At 66.5% G+C, this 18,830-nt stretch carries 24 protein-coding genes, 2 tRNA genes and 1 pseudogene; 17 read left to right on the top strand and 10 right to left on the bottom strand.

The features are described 5' to 3' along the window. Window positions 1-2: 2 nt before the first annotated feature. The 6 genes from G6N19_RS10680 (at window position 3) to G6N19_RS10655 (ending at window position 4,905) form a co-directional block, all read left to right on the top strand. Window positions 3-1,028, top strand: coding sequence for a phosphotransferase family protein (locus G6N19_RS10680; RefSeq protein ID WP_041319083.1), 1,026 nt, complete (start codon window positions 3-5; stop codon window positions 1,026-1,028). Further along, window positions 1,025-2,263, top strand: coding sequence for an amidohydrolase (locus G6N19_RS10675; RefSeq protein WP_193464902.1), 1,239 nt, complete (start codon window positions 1,025-1,027; stop codon window positions 2,261-2,263). The genes G6N19_RS10680 and G6N19_RS10675 overlap by 4 nt, the downstream gene beginning before the upstream one ends. Before the next feature lie 77 nt (window positions 2,264-2,340). Continuing rightward, window positions 2,341-2,649, top strand: coding sequence for a hypothetical protein (locus G6N19_RS10670; RefSeq protein WP_013830967.1), 309 nt, complete (start codon window positions 2,341-2,343; stop codon window positions 2,647-2,649). Window positions 2,650-2,677: 28 nt separating this feature from the next. Then, window positions 2,678-3,433, top strand: a complete 756-nt coding sequence (locus tag G6N19_RS10665; RefSeq protein WP_193464901.1) for a hypothetical protein — start codon at window positions 2,678-2,680, stop codon at window positions 3,431-3,433. 6 nt (window positions 3,434-3,439) lie between these two features. Continuing rightward, window positions 3,440-4,180 carry a hypothetical protein gene (locus G6N19_RS10660; protein WP_013830969.1) on the top strand — a complete coding sequence of 247 codons (741 nt, stop codon included), beginning with the start codon at window positions 3,440-3,442 and terminating at the stop codon, window positions 4,178-4,180. Then, window positions 4,177-4,905 (top strand): hypothetical protein, encoded by a 729-nt coding sequence (locus G6N19_RS10655; protein ID WP_193464900.1) that lies wholly within the window; start codon window positions 4,177-4,179, stop codon window positions 4,903-4,905. Before G6N19_RS10660 ends, G6N19_RS10655 begins: the two co-directional genes overlap by 4 nt. Window positions 4,906-4,997: 92 nt before the next feature. Here G6N19_RS10655 and G6N19_RS10650 read toward each other — a convergent pair. Continuing rightward, window positions 4,998-5,070: transfer RNA gene (locus tag G6N19_RS10650), tRNA-Arg, on the bottom strand. Between the two features lie 34 nt (window positions 5,071-5,104). Further along, window positions 5,105-5,196, bottom strand: a tRNA-Ser gene (locus G6N19_RS10645). Window positions 5,197-5,273: 77 nt separating this feature from the next. On the opposite strand from G6N19_RS10645, the gene hisC reads away from it, so the two are divergent. From hisC to G6N19_RS10625, 4 genes are read left to right on the top strand one after another with little or no spacing between them, the layout of a single operon-like run. After that, window positions 5,274-6,320, top strand: a complete 1,047-nt coding sequence (hisC, locus tag G6N19_RS10640; RefSeq protein ID WP_083038951.1) for a histidinol-phosphate transaminase — start codon at window positions 5,274-5,276, stop codon at window positions 6,318-6,320. An 11-nt stretch (window positions 6,321-6,331) separates the two neighbouring features. Next, window positions 6,332-6,745 carry an SRPBCC family protein gene (locus G6N19_RS10635; protein ID WP_083038912.1) on the top strand — a complete coding sequence of 138 codons (414 nt, stop codon included), beginning with the start codon at window positions 6,332-6,334 and terminating at the stop codon, window positions 6,743-6,745. An 11-nt stretch (window positions 6,746-6,756) separates the two neighbouring features. Further along, window positions 6,757-7,224 (top strand): DUF4334 domain-containing protein, encoded by a 468-nt coding sequence (locus tag G6N19_RS10630; protein ID WP_013830973.1) that lies wholly within the window; start codon window positions 6,757-6,759, stop codon window positions 7,222-7,224. Window positions 7,225-7,266: 42 nt separating this feature from the next. Continuing rightward, window positions 7,267-7,455: a hypothetical protein gene (locus tag G6N19_RS10625; RefSeq protein WP_083038914.1), complete on the top strand. Its 189-nt coding sequence runs from the start codon at window positions 7,267-7,269 to the stop codon at window positions 7,453-7,455. 24 nt (window positions 7,456-7,479) lie between these two features. On the opposite strand, the gene G6N19_RS10620 is transcribed toward G6N19_RS10625, so the two are convergent. After that, a complete protein-coding gene (locus G6N19_RS10620; RefSeq protein ID WP_193464898.1) occupies window positions 7,480-8,463 on the bottom strand; it encodes a TerC family protein in 984 nt (327 codons plus the stop codon). Window positions 8,464-8,519: 56 nt separating this feature from the next. Beyond that, window positions 8,520-9,095, bottom strand: a complete 576-nt coding sequence (locus tag G6N19_RS10615; RefSeq protein WP_041319090.1) for a TIGR03086 family metal-binding protein — start codon at window positions 9,093-9,095, stop codon at window positions 8,520-8,522. Between the two features lie 22 nt (window positions 9,096-9,117). Between G6N19_RS10615 and G6N19_RS10610 the strand changes: the two genes are divergently transcribed. Genes G6N19_RS10610 through lipE form a run of 4 tightly spaced genes read left to right on the top strand, consistent with a single transcriptional unit; the run spans window position 9,118 to window position 12,432 of the window. Then, complete coding sequence (locus G6N19_RS10610) at window positions 9,118-9,942, top strand: crotonase/enoyl-CoA hydratase family protein (protein ID WP_013830977.1); 825 nt, start codon at window positions 9,118-9,120, stop codon at window positions 9,940-9,942. Then, window positions 9,942-10,265, top strand: a complete 324-nt coding sequence (locus tag G6N19_RS10605) for a DMT family transporter (protein ID WP_013830978.1) — start codon at window positions 9,942-9,944, stop codon at window positions 10,263-10,265. Before G6N19_RS10610 ends, G6N19_RS10605 begins: the two co-directional genes overlap by 1 nt. Continuing rightward, window positions 10,262-11,140 (top strand): acyl-CoA thioesterase, encoded by an 879-nt coding sequence (locus G6N19_RS10600; protein ID WP_013830979.1) that lies wholly within the window; start codon window positions 10,262-10,264, stop codon window positions 11,138-11,140. Before G6N19_RS10605 ends, G6N19_RS10600 begins: the two co-directional genes overlap by 4 nt. Before the next feature lie 53 nt (window positions 11,141-11,193). Further along, window positions 11,194-12,432 (top strand): lipase LipE, encoded by a 1,239-nt coding sequence (gene lipE, locus G6N19_RS10595; protein WP_013830980.1) that lies wholly within the window; start codon window positions 11,194-11,196, stop codon window positions 12,430-12,432. An 81-nt stretch (window positions 12,433-12,513) separates the two neighbouring features. Here the strand turns inward: lipE and G6N19_RS10590 are convergent, their stop codons facing one another. Then, a complete protein-coding gene (locus G6N19_RS10590) occupies window positions 12,514-13,377 on the bottom strand; it encodes an alpha/beta fold hydrolase (protein ID WP_083038925.1) in 864 nt (287 codons plus the stop codon). Window positions 13,378-13,451: 74 nt separating this feature from the next. Here G6N19_RS10590 and cynR point away from each other — a divergent pair, with 74 nt between their 5' ends. Continuing rightward, on the top strand, window positions 13,452-14,369 hold the full coding sequence (cynR, locus tag G6N19_RS10585; RefSeq protein ID WP_083038927.1) for a transcriptional regulator CynR: 918 nt from the start codon (window positions 13,452-13,454) through the stop codon (window positions 14,367-14,369). 124 nt (window positions 14,370-14,493) lie between these two features. Continuing rightward, window positions 14,494-14,922, top strand: a complete 429-nt coding sequence (locus G6N19_RS10580; RefSeq protein WP_013830983.1) for a hypothetical protein — start codon at window positions 14,494-14,496, stop codon at window positions 14,920-14,922. A gap of 30 nt (window positions 14,923-14,952) precedes the next feature. On the opposite strand, the gene G6N19_RS10575 is transcribed toward G6N19_RS10580, so the two are convergent. Continuing rightward, complete coding sequence (locus tag G6N19_RS10575; RefSeq protein WP_232062367.1) at window positions 14,953-15,171, bottom strand: GIY-YIG nuclease family protein; 219 nt, start codon at window positions 15,169-15,171, stop codon at window positions 14,953-14,955. Window positions 15,172-15,245: 74 nt separating this feature from the next. Further along, window positions 15,246-15,446: a hypothetical protein gene (locus G6N19_RS10570; RefSeq protein ID WP_193464895.1), complete on the bottom strand. Its 201-nt coding sequence runs from the start codon at window positions 15,444-15,446 to the stop codon at window positions 15,246-15,248. Window positions 15,447-15,755: 309 nt separating this feature from the next. Here G6N19_RS10570 and G6N19_RS10565 point away from each other — a divergent pair, with 309 nt between their 5' ends. Next, window positions 15,756-16,046, top strand: a complete 291-nt coding sequence (locus G6N19_RS10565; protein WP_193464894.1) for a hypothetical protein — start codon at window positions 15,756-15,758, stop codon at window positions 16,044-16,046. Between the two features lie 345 nt (window positions 16,047-16,391). On the opposite strand, the gene G6N19_RS10560 is transcribed toward G6N19_RS10565, so the two are convergent. The 3 genes and pseudogenes from G6N19_RS10560 to G6N19_RS21685 form a co-directional block, all read right to left on the bottom strand. Beyond that, window positions 16,392-17,096, bottom strand: a complete 705-nt coding sequence (locus tag G6N19_RS10560; RefSeq protein WP_193464892.1) for a hypothetical protein — start codon at window positions 17,094-17,096, stop codon at window positions 16,392-16,394. 538 nt (window positions 17,097-17,634) lie between these two features. Continuing rightward, on the bottom strand, window positions 17,635-17,805 hold the full coding sequence (locus tag G6N19_RS10555; RefSeq protein WP_193464891.1) for a hypothetical protein: 171 nt from the start codon (window positions 17,803-17,805) through the stop codon (window positions 17,635-17,637). 372 nt (window positions 17,806-18,177) lie between these two features. Next, window positions 18,178-18,332: pseudogene (locus tag G6N19_RS21685) on the bottom strand (alpha-isopropylmalate synthase regulatory domain-containing protein); the annotation flags it as partial. Window positions 18,333-18,830 lie beyond the last annotated feature (498 nt).

Raw genomic sequence — 18,830 nt, 5'->3', positions numbered from 1 at the left:
GCATGGATCTGGAACCGGTAGCGCAGTGGATGTCCGACCGGCAGCTCGGCGAAGGCCCGCTGTCCGACGTCACGGAACTGTCCGGCGGCACCCAGAACGTGATGCTGCGTTTCACCCGCTCGGGCCGCAGCTATGTGCTGCGACGCGGGCCGCTGCATCTGCGCCCGCGCAGCAATGACGTGATGCTGCGGGAGACCCGGGTGCTGGCCGCGCTGGCCGACACCGACGTACCCCACCCGGGATTGATCGCGGTCTGCGATGACCCTGCGGTGCTCGGAGACGCGGTGTTCTACCTGATGGAGCCGATCGACGGGTTCAACGCCAGCGGTGAGCTGCCCGAGTTGCATGCCAACGATCCCGCGGTGCGCTACGAGATGGGGCTGTCGATGGCCGACGCGCTGGCCAAGCTCGGTGCGGTCGACCATGTCGCGGTGGGGCTGGCCGACTACGGAAAGCCGGACGGCTTCCTGGAACGCCAAGTGCCGCGGTGGCTTTCCGAGCTGGACTCCTACCGGCAGTTCGAGAACTACCCCGGGCCCGAGCTGCCCGGCCTGGACGAGGTCGCCGGCTGGTTGCAGCGCAACGTGCCGGCGTCGTGGCAGCCCGGCATCCTGCACGGCGACTACCACGCGGCCAACGTGCTGTTCTCCCCCACCGGGCCGCAGGTCGCGGCGATCGTGGACTGGGAGATGTCGACCATCGGGGATCCGCTGCTGGACCTGGGCTGGCTGCTGGCCACCTGGCGCCAGGACGACGGGTCCAGCGTGTTCAGCCACACCCTGACCGGGATGGACGGCCTGGCCTCCACCGATGATCTGGTGCAGCGGTACGCCAACGGCAGCTCCCGCGACCTGTCGCACATCGGCTGGTATGAGGTGATGGCCAGCTTCAAGCTGGCCATCGTGATCGAGGGAACACTGGCGCGGGCGTCGGCGGGCATGGCCCAGCAGGACGTCGGTGACCAACTGCACGAGGCCGCGGTGTGGCTGTTCGAGCGGGCGCAGACCCTGATAGCGAGCAAGACATGACCGGTCACCTCGACGAGATCGACCGGATCGTCGCGGCCGACACCTTCCGACTGGTCGACATCTTCAAGGATCTGCACCGCAACCCCGAGTTGGGCTTCGAAGAGGTGCGCACCGCGCGGATCGTCGCGCAGGCGCTGGGCAACCTCGGATTCACGGTGACCACCGGCATCGGCCGCACCGGTGTGGTGGCCGTGTTGGCCAACGGCCCGGGCCCGGTGGTGATGTATCGCGCGGACATGGACGCGCTGCGGGTGCCGGAGGCCACTGGCCTCGACTACGCCAGCAGCGACCCCTCGCTGGGGCACATGTGCGGCCACGACGCGCATGTGACCTGGATGCTGGGGATGGCCAAGGTGCTCGCCGAGACCACCGACTCCTGGTCGGGAACCGCGGTGCTGATCGGTCAGCCGGCCGAAGAGCTGATCGCCGGTGCCCGGGCCATGGTCGACGACGGCCTCTATGACGTGGCCCCGCCCCCGGACTCCTTCATCGCCATGCACACCGTGCCGGTCCCGGTGGGCATGGTGGCCGCCGCGGGCGGTGAGCGGATGGCCGGCACCGACCAGCTCGAGATCGTGTTCCACGGCGTCGGCGGACACGGGTCGCTGCCGCAACTGGCCAAGGACCCAGTGCTGATGGCCGCCCAGGCCGTCGTGCAGTTCCAGGGCATCATCAGCCGCAGCATCGCCCCGAGCGAGGGCGCCGTGCTCACCGTGGGCTCGGTACAGGCCGGCACCACCTATAACGTCATCCCGGACCAGGCCCGGCTGTTGGCCAACCTGCGCTGGTACAACCCGGAGGTCCGCGAGCAACTGCTCGCCGGGATCCGAGCGATCAGCGAGGGCATCGCCCACAGCTTCGGCTTGCCCGATGCGCTGATGCCCGTCATCACCATGGGCGGCGGTTCCACCCCGCTGGTCAACGACGCGGATCTGACCGGGCGGCTGGCCGCCACCCTGCGCGATGCGCTCGGGGAGCACAACGTCATCACCGAGCTGCCCGCGGTCTCGGCATCCGAAGACTGCCACCTGCTCAAGGGGCCGCACCGCGACGTGCCGCTGGCCTATTTGATGGTGGGTGTCGCCGATCCGCAGGTGTACGCCGAGGCAGCCGCCCGCGGTCAGCTGTTCCCCTACACCCCGCACTCGCCCGACTACGTCGTCGACCTCGCCGCGATCCCGTTGGGCGCCCGGATCGCAAGCCGAGCGATGCTCGAGCTACTGGCGACCAGTTAGGTTACGAGACTGTTTCCATACTTCCGTTATGATCAAATGGTTGTGCAGTCTACGAATCCGAGCTAAGGTTTATTGCTGTGGACGATCGTCACAAAGACCCAACCGTGGTGCTGCCCTACCTTGTCGGCAGGCCGCTTGGAGCGACCGAGGTCTACGAGGCATTCGGTTATCGCAAGTCGGCCTATTACAAGGCGGCGCATGAGGGCCGGCTTATCAGTGCCGACAATCTGATCCGGGTTGCCAGGTACTTCGGGTTGAACCCCGTTGACCTGCAGGTCCGGTTCGGATTGATCGAGCATGATGCCGTCACCGAATATCTGGAATCGTCGTCGCGGCCGCTGCGCCTCGGTGATCTCAAAGCGGATCTGGACAAACCGCCGGTCTAAGCGGACTCACGGGAAGTACCGTCGACGCATGACGTCGGCCTTCATCGGTGCCACCGTGCTGGTGGCGCTCTACAGCCTGTGGGTGCGCCGCGAAACCTGGTGGTCGCGCTGGGAGATCGGCATCACGCTGGCGATCGCGCTGGAGGTCTGCGCATTGGTGCTGATGTCACCGTGGGCGTCCGCAGTGCTGGGGCCTACGATGCACAGCGTCACCCGGATATGGAACGTCCAGCAGTTGGTCGGTCACATCTGCTTCATCGTGGCGATCGCGGCCAACATCTATCACGTCCTGCCCCGGCTGGCGGATTTCGGCCGGGTCCGGCCGCTGTTCCGCCGACACGTGCAATGGCCCGTGCGGCTCGGTCTGGTGGCGTTGGTGGCGGTTTTCATCACCGCCGACGCCGATTACCGCCCGGACGGTCTGTCGACCGGCAACGACACCGGCGCCTGGGCCGAGATCTACTGGCTGCTGTTCTGCGGAATGCTGATCTACCTCTCCGGCTACGCGACACGGCTGCTGCTGCTGGTGCGATCCGATCCCCGGGCCCGGGAGACCGTGGAGCTCTACACCACCTCGGCGGCGTTTGCGCTGGCCGGCCTGGTGGCACAGTTGAGCACCACCTGGACCAACGCCGATGCCAGCCAACTGGTCTGGCCGTGCGCATGCATCTCCGTGGTCATCTTCGCCTACGGCTCTGCCCGCTCGTGGCAGGCGAAGGCGGCGTGGTTCGCCGCCCGCACTCGACCGGTCAAGGAGCCCAACCCGCCGCCAGCGCTTTCGTGAGAGCGTGTGATGACGTCGGGATTCATCGCCGCCACGTTGGCGCTCATCGCTTACAGCTCTTGGATACGCCGCGATACCTGGTGGTCGCGGTGGGAGGTTGCCGCCTCGCTCGCGCTGGTGCTGGAAGGTGCTGCACTGCTGTTGATGTCGCCGTGGGGCGCCCCCGTGTTCGGACCGCTGCTGTACCGCGTTCTGGGGGCGTGGAACGTCCAGCAGATGCTCGGCCACTTCTGCTTGATCGTGGCCGTCAGTGCGAACGTGTATCACATGCTGGTACGACTCGCCGATCCCGATCAGGTGCGCTCGATCATGCGCCGCCACCTGATGCCGCCGGTACTGCTCGGCATCGGGTTGATGGCGCCTTCATACCTACTGGCCGACCAGGAGTACCACCCGGACATGTTCGCCGCCGCAAGCCGTGATCCCTGGCTGACCGTCTACAAACTGGTGGGCTGCGCCCTGGTGATCTACCTCAGTGGCTACGTCAGCCGGCTGATGCTGTTGCTGCGGAAGGATCCGCGGGCCAAGTCCACCATCGACCTCTACCTGGTGTCGATGACCTTCGCCACCGCGGCCTGTCTGATCGTGGTCGGTGCGGCATGGGGCGGCCGTGCCGATGCCGGTCCGGCGATCTGGGCCTGCATCTGCTTGTCGGTGGGAACCTTCGCGTTCGGGTCGGCGCGGTCGTGGCAGGCCAAAAGCGCATGGTTCACCTCGGGGGGCGGCACAGCGATCGGCGCGCAATGACGTCGGTGTTCATCGCCGCCACACTGGCGGTGATCCTGTACAGCCTGTGGGTTCGACGCGACACCTGGTGGTCTCGGTGGGAGGCCGCCGCCACCTTCGCCATCGCGACGGAGGGGTGCGCACTGGTGTTGCTGTCGCCGTGGGCCGGCACCGAACTAGGGCCGCGGCTGTACCACTGGCTGGGGTTGTGGAACGTCCAGCACCTGCTCGGCAGCCTTGTCCTGATCGTGGCGGTGATCGCGAACATTTACCACATGATGGTGCGACTCGCCGATCCCGACCAGGTGCGACCGCTCATGCGCAAACACCTGCAGCTGCCGCTGGGGCTGGGTGTCGCGGTGCTGCTGGTCACCTTCGTCAAGCTCGAGCGGGGCCACGAGCCCGACATGTTCGCCAACCTGACCGGCAACGGCTGGTGGCTGACCGCCTACGAGGTGGCCGCGTGCTGGATCGTGCTCTACTTGAGCGGCTACGTCGGCCGGCTGATGCTGGCGCTACGGCACGATCCCCGCGCGAGGACCACGGTCAACCTGTACCTGGCATCGATGTCGTTCACGGTGCTGGCATGCCTGGTCGCGATCGTCTCGATCTGGGCCGGCGGCTATGCCGGGCCGGCGATCTGGGGCTGCATCTGCCTGTCGGTGATGATCTTCGCCTACGGGCTGGCGCGATCCTGGCAGGCCAAGACCGCCTGGTTCTCGCCGGGCGCCTCCGCAGCAGGGTGATCGGGTGGTGCTCGCTTGGTTGAGTCTGCGCTCAGGGCGGCGGCTACCCGCACTTTCTCGCCGTAGCCGCAGTGCCAACGGTAGAAAATGAGTGCGCCCGAAGGGATTCGAACCCCCAACCTTCTGATCCGTAGTCAGATGCTCTATCCGTTGAGCTACGGGCGCCTGTCTTCAATTGTCGGTCGAGCAAGCCCGGCCGTGGCGGAGGCGAGAGGATTTGAACCTCCGGTCCCCCGTTAAGGGGACAACTCATTAGCAGTGAGTCCCATTCGGCCGCTCTGGCACGCCTCCTCGAACTTGTCGAGGGTACCGGATCGATGCCCGAGCTTCGAAACCGCGGTTCATACCGCCCACATATGCTGTGGTCCGTGACCGTCCGCCTGCGCCCCGAGATCGCCGCACTGCCGGCATACGTCGAGGGCAAGACGGTACCGGGATCGATCAAGCTGGCCAGCAACGAGACGGTGCTGGAGCCGCTGCCCAGCGTGGTCAAGGCCGTCGAGGCCGCGCTGGCCGGCATCAACCGCTACCCGGACAACGGCTACGCGACGCTGCGGGCCCGGCTGGCCAGCCATGTCGGGTTCGCCCCCGAGCAGGTGGCGGCCGGCTGCGGGTCGGTGAGCCTGTGCCAGCAACTCATCCAGATCAGCTGCGGCGCCGGTGACGAGGTGATGTTCGGCTGGCGCAGCTTCGAGATCTACCCGCTGCAGGTGCGCACCGCCGGTGCCGTGCCGGTGCAGGTGCCGCTGCGTGATCACGCCTACGACCTGGACGCGATGCTGGCCGCCGTCACCGAGCGCACCCGGCTGATCTTCATCTGCAACCCGAACAACCCCACCTCCACCGTGGTCGACCCCGACGCGCTGGAGCGGTTCGTGGCCGCGGTGCCGCCGCACGTCCTGGTCGCCATCGACGAGGCGTACGTGGAGTACATCCGCGAGCCCATGACCCCCGACAGTCTGGGGTTGGCGCGCCGCTACCCGAATGTGGTTGTGCTGCGAACCTTTTCCAAAGCCTACGGGCTGGCGGGCCTGCGGCTGGGCTACGCGGTCGGCGATCCGGAGATCATCACCGCACTGGGCAAGGTCTATGTGCCGTTCACCGTGTCCAGCGTGGCGCAGGTCGCCGGGATCGCGTCGATGGACGCCGGTGACGAACTGCTGGCCCGTACCGACGCGGTGGTCGCCGAGCGGGCCCGAGTCGCCGCGGCGCTGCGTGACGCCGGGTTCGAGCTGCCGGATTCGCAGGCCAACTTCGTGTGGCTGCCGCTGGCGGCGCGCACCGCGGACTTCGTGGCCGCCGCCGCGGACGCCCGCATCGTGGTACGCCCCTACGGGCAGGACGGGGTCCGGGTGACCATCGGCGCGCCGGAGGAGAACGACGCGCTGTTACGGTTCGCTCAGGACTGGATCTGACGAGGAGTTCTATGCACGCCACCGCAACCGCCACCGTCGCCGCGCCCGCATCCCGGGTGTGGGAGGTGCTCTCCGACTACGAGGGCATGTCCTCCTGGGCTCCCGGTCTGAAGATCACCGTGGTCCGGCCCGGGGCCCCCGAGCCCAACGGAGTCGGCGCCCAGCGGCGCATCCAGGCGGTGCCCGGGATGGCGCCCCTGGTGGAGGAGATCACCGTGTTCGATCCCGACCACCGGCTGAGCTACCGGGGTGTGTCGGGCATCCCGTTCCGCAACTACGTCGGCGACGTGGTGCTGGCGCCGGCGGGTTCGGGCACCCAGATCAGCTACACCGTCAGCGCCGATAACCGGCTGCCCGGGGTGGCCTCGGTGTTGGCCAACGTTTTGCTGTTCGGTCTCAAGCGGGCCGTGAAAAAGGCCGGATGAGGAGTTAGACGATGAATGACGACCTGGCCCGGAAGACGTTCACCGCGTTCAAGGAGCGCACCGACACCATCGCGGATGCCGAGCTGGATGAGTTCTGGGCGGCACTGCCCCCGGCCACCCTCGATCAGCTGATCGGCGAGTGGCGCGGCGGCGAGTTCGTCACCGGCCACAAGATGAACGGGTTGCTGGAGAAGGCCCGCTGGTTCGGCAAGACGTTCAACTCGATCACCGACGTGCAGCCGCTGGTCTGCCTGGATGAGGACGGCAACAAGTTCTCCAACACCAAGCTCGGCAAGGGCGAGGCAAGCCTGTGGGCCGAGGAGTTCCGCGGCGAGGTGGTGGCCACCATGGTCTATGACGGCCAGCCCACCCACGACCACTTCAAGCGCGTCGACGACGACACCGTGTTCGGCATCATGAACGGCAAGGGCGTGCTCGATGACGGCCGCTACTTCTACTTCTACCTCGAGCGGGTCTAAGGCCACGATTGGTCGCCCCGGCGGGCGGGAACCCTCCGAGGCATGTCTACCTACCGAGTACTGAACCCGCACGGCGAGGTCGTGGGCACCAAGGACATCGCCAGCGCCGACGACGCGCACGCCTGGTTCGTCGACGTCAAGGCCGACAACACCGAACTGGGGTGGCGGATGGAGGTCGACCTCGACGGCCAGTGGCGGTTCTTCGACAGCACCGAAGGCGACCGCCCGTAAGCACCGCCTGCGCCGAGCAGGCCGTCAGCGGTGTAGCGCCAGTTCGCGATCGTCTTTCGCCGCGGTCTGGGGTTCGCTGCGGCGGCTGAGCAAAGACGCCACGACGGTGAGCGCGAGCACGCCGACAATCACCAGCAGCGACATTCCGGTACCGATCTCGGCGACGCCGACGCCATCTTGGTGCAGGGCGTGCAGTATCAGCTTCACGCCGATGAACCCGAGGATCGCCGAGAGTCCGTAGGACAGGTAGACGAGCCGATCGAGCAGGCCGTCGATGAGGAAATAAAGCTGCCGCAGGCCCAGCAGGGAAAACGCCGTCGCGGTGAACACGATGTAGGTGTTCTGCGTGAGTCCGAAGATCGCCGGGATCGAGTCCACGGCGAAGAGCACGTCGGTACCGGCGATGGCGATCATCACCAACAGCATCGGGGTCATCGCCCGCCGGCCGCCCACCGTCGTGACCAGCTTGTCGCCGTCGTAGTGCTCGCTGGTGTGAATCATTTTCTTCGCCAGCCGGATGACACCGTCATGGGCACGGTGGGGCTCGCCGCCGCGGGCCGTCCTGAACATATTGCGGGCCGTCAGCAACAGCGCGAAGCCGAAGAAGTAGAAGACCCAGGCGAAGGTGTCGATCAGCGCGGCGCCGAGAAAGATGAAGCCGGTCCGGGCGGCCAGCGCGAAGGCGATCCCGAACAGCAGCACCTTCTGCTGGTACTCGCGGGGCACCCGGAAGCTCGTCATGATGATCAAGAAGACGAACAGGTTGTCGACCGACAGCGCCTTCTCGGTCACGTAGCCGGCGAAGTACTCCGAACCCGCGTCCACTCCGCCGAAGATCAGCATGCCGAACCCGAACAGCACCGCCACGCCGACGTAGCCGGCGGACCAGCCGGCGGCTTCTCTGAGCGTCGGGATATGGGCCCGGCGGACGTGGAACACGTAGTCGAACGTGAGCAATCCGGCGAGGCCGACGATCGTCAGCCCCCATACCCAACCGGGAATGTCCATGTGTCAGCCACCCTAGGCGGCCTGGGCGAAGTCGGGTGGGCGTGCAGGTTGCGGGGTTATGACCGCCCGGTGAACGCGATCAGCCGCTGCAGGGCCGGTGCGGTGCCGGCGACCTCGACGGGCTGGTCGAATCCAGCCCTGACCCGGCCCTCCGGCGTGATGATCGCCTGCGCCAGGCCCAGCACGTACTCGGCCAGCGGCTCGGCCACCTGCACCGTGCGGCCGATCGCCGTCGCGTAGTCCCACGCGTGCACCAGGAATTCGACCGCCAGAATGCCTGCCACCATCGTCGCCGGCAGCTGGTTGGGGCCGATCGCGACGGTGCCGTCCAGGCCACGGCCATGCCAGGCGTCCAGGGCGGGCCGGGCCGCGGCGATGACCTGCCGTTCGGGCGACTCGGTGGCGTCGCGGTCCGGAAACTCCGCGCCCGCCGCGGCCCCGAGCATCGAAATGGAGCCCAGCAGGTGCTCGGTCAACTGCGCGACGTCGAATTCCGAACACGGCGTCTGGTTGGACAATTCGTCGCTGCTGATGTGGTGCAGCACCTGCACCAGCACCGCAAGGGCGCCTTCAGCGCCGGCCAGCTCATCGGTAGGCGGCGCGTCGGGACCGGGTCGCAGATCGGAAGGCATGCGGCCAGGTTACGGTCTGGGTATGACCGAGTCGTATGAATCCGTCACCTTCGAGATCAAGGACCATGTCGCCCAGGTCACGCTGATCGGGCCGGGCAAGGGCAACGCGATGGGTCCGGCGTTCTGGTCGGAGCTGCCGGTGGTGTTCAGCCGGCTGGACGAGGACCGCGACGTGCGGGCGATCGTGTTGACCGGGTCGGGCAAGAACTTCAGCTACGGGCTGGATCTGGCCGCGATGGGCGGCACCATGACCCCGATGCTGGCCGAGGGGGCGCTGGCCCGGCCGCGGGCGGATTTCCACCGTGAACTGCAGCGCATGCAGGGCGCGATCACCGCGGTCGCCGACTGCCGCACTCCGACGATCGCCGCGGTGCAGGGCTGGTGCATCGGCGGTGGAGTCGACCTGATCTCGGCGGTCGACGTCCGCTACGCGTCGGCCGACGCCAAGTTCAGCGTGCGCGAGGTCAAGCTGGCGATCGTCGCCGACGTCGGGAGCCTGGCCCGGCTGCCGCTGATCCTGTCCGACGGGCACCTGCGGGAGCTGGCGCTGACCGGCAAGGACATCGACGCGGCCCGGGCGGAGAAGATCGGCCTGGTCAACGACGTCTATGCGGATGCCGAGGCGTGCCTGGCCGCCGCGCATGCCACCGCGGCCGAGATCGCCGCCAACCCGCCGCTGACGGTGGCCGGTGTCAAAGACGTGCTCGACGAGCAGCGCACCGACCGGGTGGCCGCCAGCCTGCGTTACGTGGCGGCGTGGAACTCGGCGTTCTTGGCGTCCAAGGACCTGATGGAGGGCATCGGCGCCATTATGGGCAAACGCAAGCCCGAGTTCACCGGCGAGTGATGGCCTGGCTGCTGCTGTTCGGAGCGATCGGATTCGAGGTCGCCGGGACGCTGTCGTTGCGGGCTTCGGAGGGGTTCAGCCGGCTCGGGTGGGCCGTTCCGGTGGCGGTCGGCTACCTGCTGTCGTTTGCGCTGCTGGCCATGGTGTTGAAGCGGGGCATCCCGGTCGGCGTGGCCTACGGAGTCTGGTCGGGTGTCGGGGTGGCGGCCACGGCGGTCCTGGCTCGGTTTCTGTTCGATGACCCGTTCACCGCGGTGATGGCCGGCGGGGTGGTGCTGATCGGGGCCGGGGTGTTCCTGCTGGAATACGGGGCGCACGCATGACCTCCGAGCTGACCCACCGCCAGCCCGCGCTGGCCGAGATCGTCGCCACGCTCGACGTCGAGCGCATCGACGACGAGCACTTCCTGGCCACCCAACTCGACAATCCCCAGCATCACATCGTCGGCGGGCACATCGCCGGCCAGGCGCTGATGGCGGCGGCCCGCACCGCCCCGGGACGTGTGCCGCACAGCATGCACGCCTACTACGTGCGGGCAGGGGACGCCCGCCGCCCGGTCGACCTGCACGTGGAGGTGGCCCGCGACGGAGGCACGCTGTCGACCCGCCAGGTGACCGCCCGCCAGGACGGCCAGATCCTGCTGGAGGTGCTGTCCTCGTTCAGCGCCGACGTCGACGCGCCCTCGTATCAGCAGTCGATGCCGGACGTTCCCGATCCGGAGTCGCTGGCGCCGTCGCAGCAACAGCTGTCCGACTACGCCGGCGAGCTGGGCGGCTACTGGGTCCAGCCGCACCCTTTCGACCAGCGCTACATCGACCCACCGCCGCGGCTGGCCCTGGAACTTCCCGAGCCGTCACCGCGAATCCGGTTGTGGTGGAAGCCTTCCGAGCCGGTTTCGGCCGACCCAGCACTGCACAGCGCACTGCTGACCTACTTGTCGGGCACCAAGATGGTCGAGACGGCGGTGACGATGCGGCGGGCCACGGTAGCCAGCGCGTTCAACGCGCTGATCGATCACGCACTGTGGTTTCAGCGGCCCGTGGAGCTGTCCGATTGGGTGCTGTCCGACCAGTTCTCCCCCAGCGGCGTCGCCGGACGCGGGCTGGCAACCTCGACCATGTACAACCGGGCGGGACAGCTGGTCTGCGTTGCGACGCAGGAGCTGTACTTCGGCCGGGGCAAGGAGCAGCGGCGGTGACTTCTGAGACTTCCGGCACCTCCGGCACTCCAGGGACGCCCCGGATTCCGGCGATGACCACCCCCGACGGCCGGATCCGGATGCCGGCCGACCTCGAGGCGGTCACGGTGATCGGCGACGAGGACCACTCCGGTATCGACCGCGCGGCGGTGGAACGGATCTGGCAGGCGGCGCGGCACTGGTACGCGGCCGGTATGCACCCGGCGATCCAGCTGTGCCTGCGTCACAACGGCCGGGTGGTGCTCAATCGGGCGATCGGACACGCATGGGGCAACGCCCCCACCGACGCCGCGGACGCCGACAAGGTGCCGGTGGGGATCGACACCCCGTTCTGCGCGTATTCGGCGGCCAAGGCGATCACGTCGACCGTGGTGCACATGCTCGTGGAGCGGGGCGGCTTTTCGCTCGACGATCGGGTTGCCGACTATCTGCCCGGCTACGGCCGGCATGGCAAGGGCCGCACCACGATCCGCCAAGTACTGACGCACAGCGCCGGGGTGCCGTTTGCGACCGGCCCGCGGCCGGATGTGCATCGCGTCGACGACAGCGAGTACACCCGCGAGCAACTGGCTGGGCTGCGGGCCATCTACCCGCCGGGATGGGCGCACATGTATCACGCGCTGACCTGGGGTCCGCTGATGCGCGAGATCGTCTCGGCGGCCACCGGGCGGCACATCCGCGACATCCTGGCCGAGGAGATCCTCGACCCGCTGGGATTCCGGTGGACGAATTTCGGTGTGACGCAAGAGGATGTTCCGTTGGTGGCGCCGAGTCACGCCACCGGTCGCCCGCTTCCCGGACCGGTGGCCGCGGTGTTTCGCCGGGCCATCGGCGGCACCATGCACGAGATCATCCCGTTCACCAACACCCCGCTGTATCTGACCAGCGTCATCCCGTCGTCCAACACCATCTCGACGGCCTTCGAACTGTCCCGGTTCGCCGAGATCTGGCGCCGGGGCGGGGAACTCGACGGGGTGCGGGTGGTCTCGCCGGCGACCATGGCCGCGGCGACGGCTCAGTGCCGCCGGCTGCGGCCCGATGTGGCGACCGGGCTGGTGCCGTTGCGCTGGGGAACCGGCTACATGCTCGGCTCGGAGCGGTTCGGCCCGTTCGGCCGGGGGGCGCCGTCGGCGTTCGGGCATCTGGGTCTGGTCAACGTGGCGATCTGGGCGGACCCGGCCCGCGGCCTGGCCGCCGGGCTGATCTCCAGCGGCAAGCCCGGCCGCGATCCGGAGGCCAAGCGCTACGGGGCACTGATGGACCGGATCGCTGCGGAGATCCCCCAGACGTAACAGCAGCCCGGGGCGTCACACCCGCCTCCGCGCTCCACCATGTGGTGCGTTGCCCGCCTACGAGCGACAAGTCGTGTTATGTCAACTCGAGCGGGGCGCGTCCGTTGCATGCTTGGCGAAATGCTCGGTGAGCAGTTCGGTCAGCTCGGTCGGCGCCTCGTCTGGAATCCAGTGGCTGACCCCTTCGAGCGTCCGCAATTCCCACGGGCCCGTGACGAATCGTCGGGACAGTTCATGGCCCCTCCTGCCGACGGCGGTATCGCCGTCACTCCACACCTGCAGGGTGGGAACCGGGATCCTTCGCCGCAGCACGGCCGGGCGGATAAACGGCATGCCACGGTACCAGTTCAGCGCGGCCTTGGCGCCGCCGAGCCGATGAAGCTGATCCAGATCCCTGGTGGCGTTCGCCGGAGTCTGACCCGAGCTCAACAGGCCGCGATAGGCCACGCCGGTGTTGTTGCGCACCAACAGTTCTGGGATCACAGGGAGCTGGAAGGCCAGCATGTACCAGGACTTGAGCGCCTGGGAGCTGGTCGCCATCGCCATCACGAACGCCAGCGGATGCGGCACCGAGACCGCGGTCAGCGTCCGCACCAGATCGGGGCGCGCAGCCGCCACACCCCAGGCGACTGCAGCCCCCCAGTCGTGCCCGACCAGGTGCACCGGACCCGCGCCGGCGGCGTCGATCAAGGCGACGGCGTCGGCGACCAACTCCGAGAGCCGGTAGTCGCGGCGCCGCGATGGCAGGGCACCGGGTGAATAGCCGCGCTGATCCGGCGCCAACGTGCGAAACCCTTGACTGTTCAGCAATTCGGCCACCGGCACCCACGACGTCGAGGTCTGCGGGAAGCCGTGCAGCAACACGACCGGAACCCCATCCTGCGGACCGGCATCGGTAACGTCGAACACCAGTCCGTTCCGCTCAAAGGTGCTCAGCCTGGGCATGTCGCCATCCTTTCGGTCCTGGCTCGCAATCCTAGTTACGGCGTGGCATTTGCCGTGCTTCCTATAGTTGATCGATGGAGCTGCGGCACCTCAAATACCTGCTGGCGGTGGCCGACCATCAGAATTTCACCCGGGCCGCCGAGGCACTGCACGTCTCCCAGCCGACGCTGTCCCAGCAGATCAAACAACTCGAGCACTCTTTGGGCGTGGAGTTGTTCGACCGATCGGGGCGCACCGTCCGGCTCACCGACGCCGGAGCGGCCTACGTGCACCATGCCCGGCTGGCCATGCGGGACCTGCAGGCCGGCGAACGGGCCGTGCACGACGTCCGGGATCTGTCCCGCGGCCACCTGCGGATCGCGGTCACGCCGACCTTCACCGCGTATCTGGTCGGCGTGCTCGTCCACAATTTCCGGGTGGCCCACCCCGGCATCAGGGTGACGGTTCTGGAGACCAACCAGGATCAGATCGAGGCCGATCTGCTGGCGGATCGGCTCGACCTCGGAATCGGCTTCGACGGCCAGCACGCTGCCGGGATCGAGGCCCGCACGCTGTTCACCGAGACGCTGTGCCTGGTGGTTGGCACGGATCATCCGTTGGGGACTGCGACCGCGGCGGTACCGATCTCGGCGCTGGCCGACGAGCCGCTCGGCCTGCTCAGTTCGGACTTCGCCACCCGCAAGCACATCGACGGGTATTTCGCCGAATGCCAAGTGCAGCAGCACATCGCGATCGAATCGAACTCGATCAGCGCGTTGCTGGAGCTGGTGCGCCGCAATGTCGTGGCTACCGTGTTGCCCGATGCGATCGCCCGCGAACGCACTGATCTGCACCCAGTGCCGCTGCAGCCACCGCTGCCGGCGCGCACCGTGCAACTGCTGCAGCGGGCCGGTGTCTACCGGTCCGCGGCGGCTCGGGCGTTCACCGAGACGCTCGACACCGTGGTGGCCGCGCGGCAGGAGTCGACCGGCAGGTATTGGTCGAACCAATAGCTCGGCGTGGGTTTGCGTATTGGACAGCACGCTCGCCGCCTCCCATGCTGAATGTCGGCTGAGTAAACGATTCTCAAACAGCCGGAAAACTTCTTCAGTACGAGAAAGGCAGGGTCACCACTTGATGACGAGCGCCCTGTACGACGACACGACCAGCGCGCCGGGGTTGTCGCAACTCGAGCCGCTATTGGAGATCGAACGCCACCACCGAGTGGCGGTGATCAACGCACCGGCCGACTCCGCGCTGCGGCTGCTGCCGAACAGTCGGGCGAATCCCGGCCACGCCGACGCGGTGATCGCGTTCGCGACCCGGCGGGTGGAACTGGCGTTTCTGCGTGCCGCCTACAACGCGGCCGGCTCCGGCCGCACCGCGTGGCTGGTCTACTGCGAACCCGGACAGCCGGGCACCGATCTGCGCTGGGAGTGGCTTCTCGCGGCGCTGCGCCAGTACGGCGTCCAAGCGGTACGACACGTCCGGATAGACCCGGGCTGGTCGGCGGTCCTGCTGCAGCGGCGGCGCAGCGGTGAAGCGGAGCCCGGCCTGGTGGGCTGAGCGAAGCACCGCCGGCCAGCCCGCTGTCCGTCAGTTTCGGTTCAACCCGAAACGGGTCACCAACGCTGCCTTGTAGTGGGCCTCGGCCTCGTTGATCTCCGAGACCGGGGTGCCGGGTCCGAACACACGCAGCAGGCTGAACACGAAGTTGCGCGCATGCTCGGTCTTCGCGCCGCCGGCGCCGATACTGGCTGCAGCCAGTTCGCGTAGCGCGCGGTTGCCACCGACGGTCCGATCCCGACGCCCCACACAGTCCGGTTCTGCGCCTCCACATACTTCGGGGCTTTGGTCTCCTCGCCGGCACCGACCCGCGGCGGTGGTGATCAGATGGGCTCCATTCCCAAGGATTGTCGCCGTGCCTGCACTTTCTCCGTGAGCCGATCCAGGAACTCATCGAAAGTGCACACCCCGGGGTCAAGCGTGCGATAGGCATTGGCGGCCGCCTGGCGGAACTCACGCGGGGCAACGAGGCCCGCAAAGTCCGCGACGAACACACTCGGCAACTTGTTGTCCAGCTGTTTCATGTGATTTCCCTCAGTGTTGAACGACTACATAGTGCCGCCGTCCCTTCATCGTCGCCGCCGGTGATAACCAAACCCACGCTGCGACACCGAGGAAGCGTTGATTTCTCGCCATCCATTTTGAGCAGATGAAGCGGCCGAAGCGCCCGCGACACTACATTGGCGCAGGTCAGCCTTGGTGCCCGTGATATTCGCACCGAGAGCGCTTATGTTCCGGTGAAAGACCAATCAAGGCAGCCATTCACGCGGCCTATCAACCTCCAACAGCGAAATAGGCTATTTACGCGCGCCCCTTGTGGTATACACATGACCATGAAACGGTTCGTGTTGATCCTGGGCGCAGCAATCGTCGCAATCGGGATCGCAGCGGGCACATTCCCACTTCACGCGACGGCCGCGGGAGCTAGCAGCTACTGCGGCAATGGGTTCGCCAAGAAGCCAAACGAGATTCGCCAAGACCACTCGCGCACGATCTATCAAAATGAAGCCCTAGTGGACGCTTGCTACGAGAAGGCTAGAACCTGGGAGTTCGTCGGTTACGCGGTCGCCGGCCTCGGCGCGGCAGTGCTGATCGGTGGCGCGTTCATCAAATCGCACGAATGATCGCAGTCGCCAGGTAACCGCTCGGACACCAGGTACCAAAACTGAGCACGGTCAAGACACACAGCACCACCGTGTCGCCGGAGCCGACACCGCCGCGGTCCTGGCCCGGTAGTTCGCCGCCTTGGCCGGCACCGACGCCGCGGCAGAACCCACGCCCAGCAGCGCCTGGGTCAGGCTGCGGGTGGTGTGGGCGGGTTGGCGAGTGGGGGTAGGTGACAGAGCACAAGGTCATGGGCGTCGATAGGCCGGTAGGCAGATTCCTACCCAGAGTCCAGTAGCGGCTGCCCGATGCACATTTCGGATTAGCGCCAGTCAACAGCCCACACTATGGCGCGTCTCCGGCGGTTACTTGTCGAGTGCCCGTCGAACCCACTCACCTAACAGGGGATGGAAATGATCGCCGTGAGTCGACCAGTAATTACGAATGACCGGAGAACGTAACTCATGGCACAACATATTTTGCCAGTGCTGGGCAACATCCTGCGGGATTACTGCATACCGATCCGTCTGGATAGCAGCGTTTTCGTACCAGTTGAAAAGTATTCCTAGCAGCCAATTGACTTCTTGGGCATATGATCCCGCCAGCCCTCGATCGGCGATGCCGCTAGAACCTGCATAGTAGCACCAGAATTTCCGCAAACATCGAGCCCTAGCCTTTTTCGGAACAGCCCTTTCACCGGACAGCGAACTCTTGTAGATATACCAGTAGAGTTCGGGATGCTCCATTAGGAGATTTTGATACTCGTTAAATTGCTGGACTAAATTCTGATATGTTGAACTACCTAGACTTTGTTTCAAACCACGCATCTGCGCCATGAGCGCGCGAACAGCCACGCCAGCCGCGATAATGGTGGCGAATGCAGTGACCGCTGTCCAATTCACGGGAGTCAGCACATCTATAACAGTCTCTAGAAATGTTTCGACAGTTTCTTGCAAAAGCACCCGCCCTTCACTAACTACGTACGTTGCAGCAAGCCTGTCGTGATCCTTGCAGGTTTGACTAGCTGCGCCCTGCGTGGGTGCCGACGGGCGGTAACTACGATCGGCCACCTCCCCCGAGTGGGGCGATCGCTCATGCCGCTACGCCAGGTTCATCGAGGTACCGCTGCGCGTCGCCGCAAGATCGGCACTCAAGTGGTTCAGGCCCTCTCAGTACGGAATCCGGACCGCCGCCTGCTGGCATATAGCGAAGGCGCGGACGAATTCTGGGCGTCGCTCGGTTGGGACCGATTCGATCACCCGGACGGGCGTCACCGCGCCTTGTTCATCCAGCCGGAGCGGCATCTGTCCAAAATATGCCCTGCTCGCCACTAACGCGCGGCACGAAGGAGCTCTACAGATGACTGGTTTCATCTGCGGGCCGCAGCTGGCTGACCCTACTCACAGGCAATGCGACCGATGCAGAACCGCGTGCCGACTATGTCTTCAGCGCAGCAGACGACGAACGCCGTGTCGAGCTGGCAGTGATTCCTGTCGTGCTCCTCGGCGACGAAGCCGATACTGGCTGACGACACACGACCCACCTCCCCGAGGCCCCGCGGCACAGGGCGAACCTGCACCGCGAGGCTTCGACGATCGGCTGCTTCTGTCAGCCGCACACCAGCCGGTGGATCCGCGCGAACGCAGAGCCGAACTGCTCCGGATCATCGAGCCACACGGACTGGTGACAGACGCTGCACCCGGCGAGATTCTCGCCCGAGGTCAGGAAGTCCAAGTCGTAGAGCTCAGCGCCGTCGTGGGTGACTGCATTGTTGGACATTTCTTTTCTCCATCTCTATGGCCCCGGATTGATCGGAGGGTGGGGCGACTGTAGGTCCTCCAAAGCGAGAGGCCGCTCAAATTCACGTCCGCTCCCTGATTCAGGTATGAGAGCTAGCCGCCGACAGGTTCTCTGCCATACGCGCCGCTGACCTCGCGTGCGACCCACCTCAGCTTTGACCGTCCCACCGCCCCTACCCGCCCAGCCACGTTCGCGGCTCCGCGGCTGCATCGGCATCGCTGACTTCGCCGGTCTATCGCAGCAGCCCGCCACCCGCTCCGCTCCGACTGGGAGTAGGCCTCGGCCCACGCCGGAAGCTGCGCCGGTAGCGTCTCCGTTCCTTCCCCGTGCCGGTTAGACGGCATCTGCCCCTCACCGCCCCGCCGCCCGGTTCACCGCGGAGACCACCGCTCGCAGCGATGCCGTGGTGATCGACGGTGCGATCCCGACCCCCAGACGGTCCGGTCGCCGATCTGCGCCTCCACGTATTCCGCGGCGTGGGCCTCCTCGCCGGCGCTCATCGCGTGAGAAGTTCGCCCAGGCGAGCATCCATTCCGTCGTCAACGGACGATAACTGATCGCCGAGCTGCGCGAGATATGGTCCGGTTGGAAGGAGCGGATCAACGCACGATCCGACTCGGCGGCGTGGAAAGTCGCCGATCTTCTGACTCGCCGGCCGGTCGTCAACAGTGCTCTGCTGCGCGACGAACTCGGGTTGCGCACTGATCATCCCGGCCGCTATCTCGATCCACTCGCCGAAGCCGGGATTGTCGTGGAATCCTCCGGGCGCACACGCGACCGGATCTGGCGTGCACCGGAAATCCTCTACGCACTCGACGCCTTCGCCGAGCGGGCCGAACGACGCGGCTGATCTCTACGTGACGCGCATGCCCACACCACCGCCTGGATCGTCAAGCACCAGGAGCCGCTCCCCTCCCCACTCAGCTGTTGACGCCTCCGCAGCCCGGCACAACGTGGTCGTCGGTGAAGCTGTGGAGGTACCAGTCGTCGTCGACGCTGACCAG

The sequence above is a fragment of the Mycobacterium novum genome (assembly GCF_010726505.1).
Lineage (GTDB): Bacteria > Actinomycetota > Actinomycetes > Mycobacteriales > Mycobacteriaceae > Mycobacterium > Mycobacterium algericum.
The sequence above is the reverse complement of the archived record's forward strand: the minus strand, read 5'-3'. Positions and strand labels throughout refer to the sequence as shown.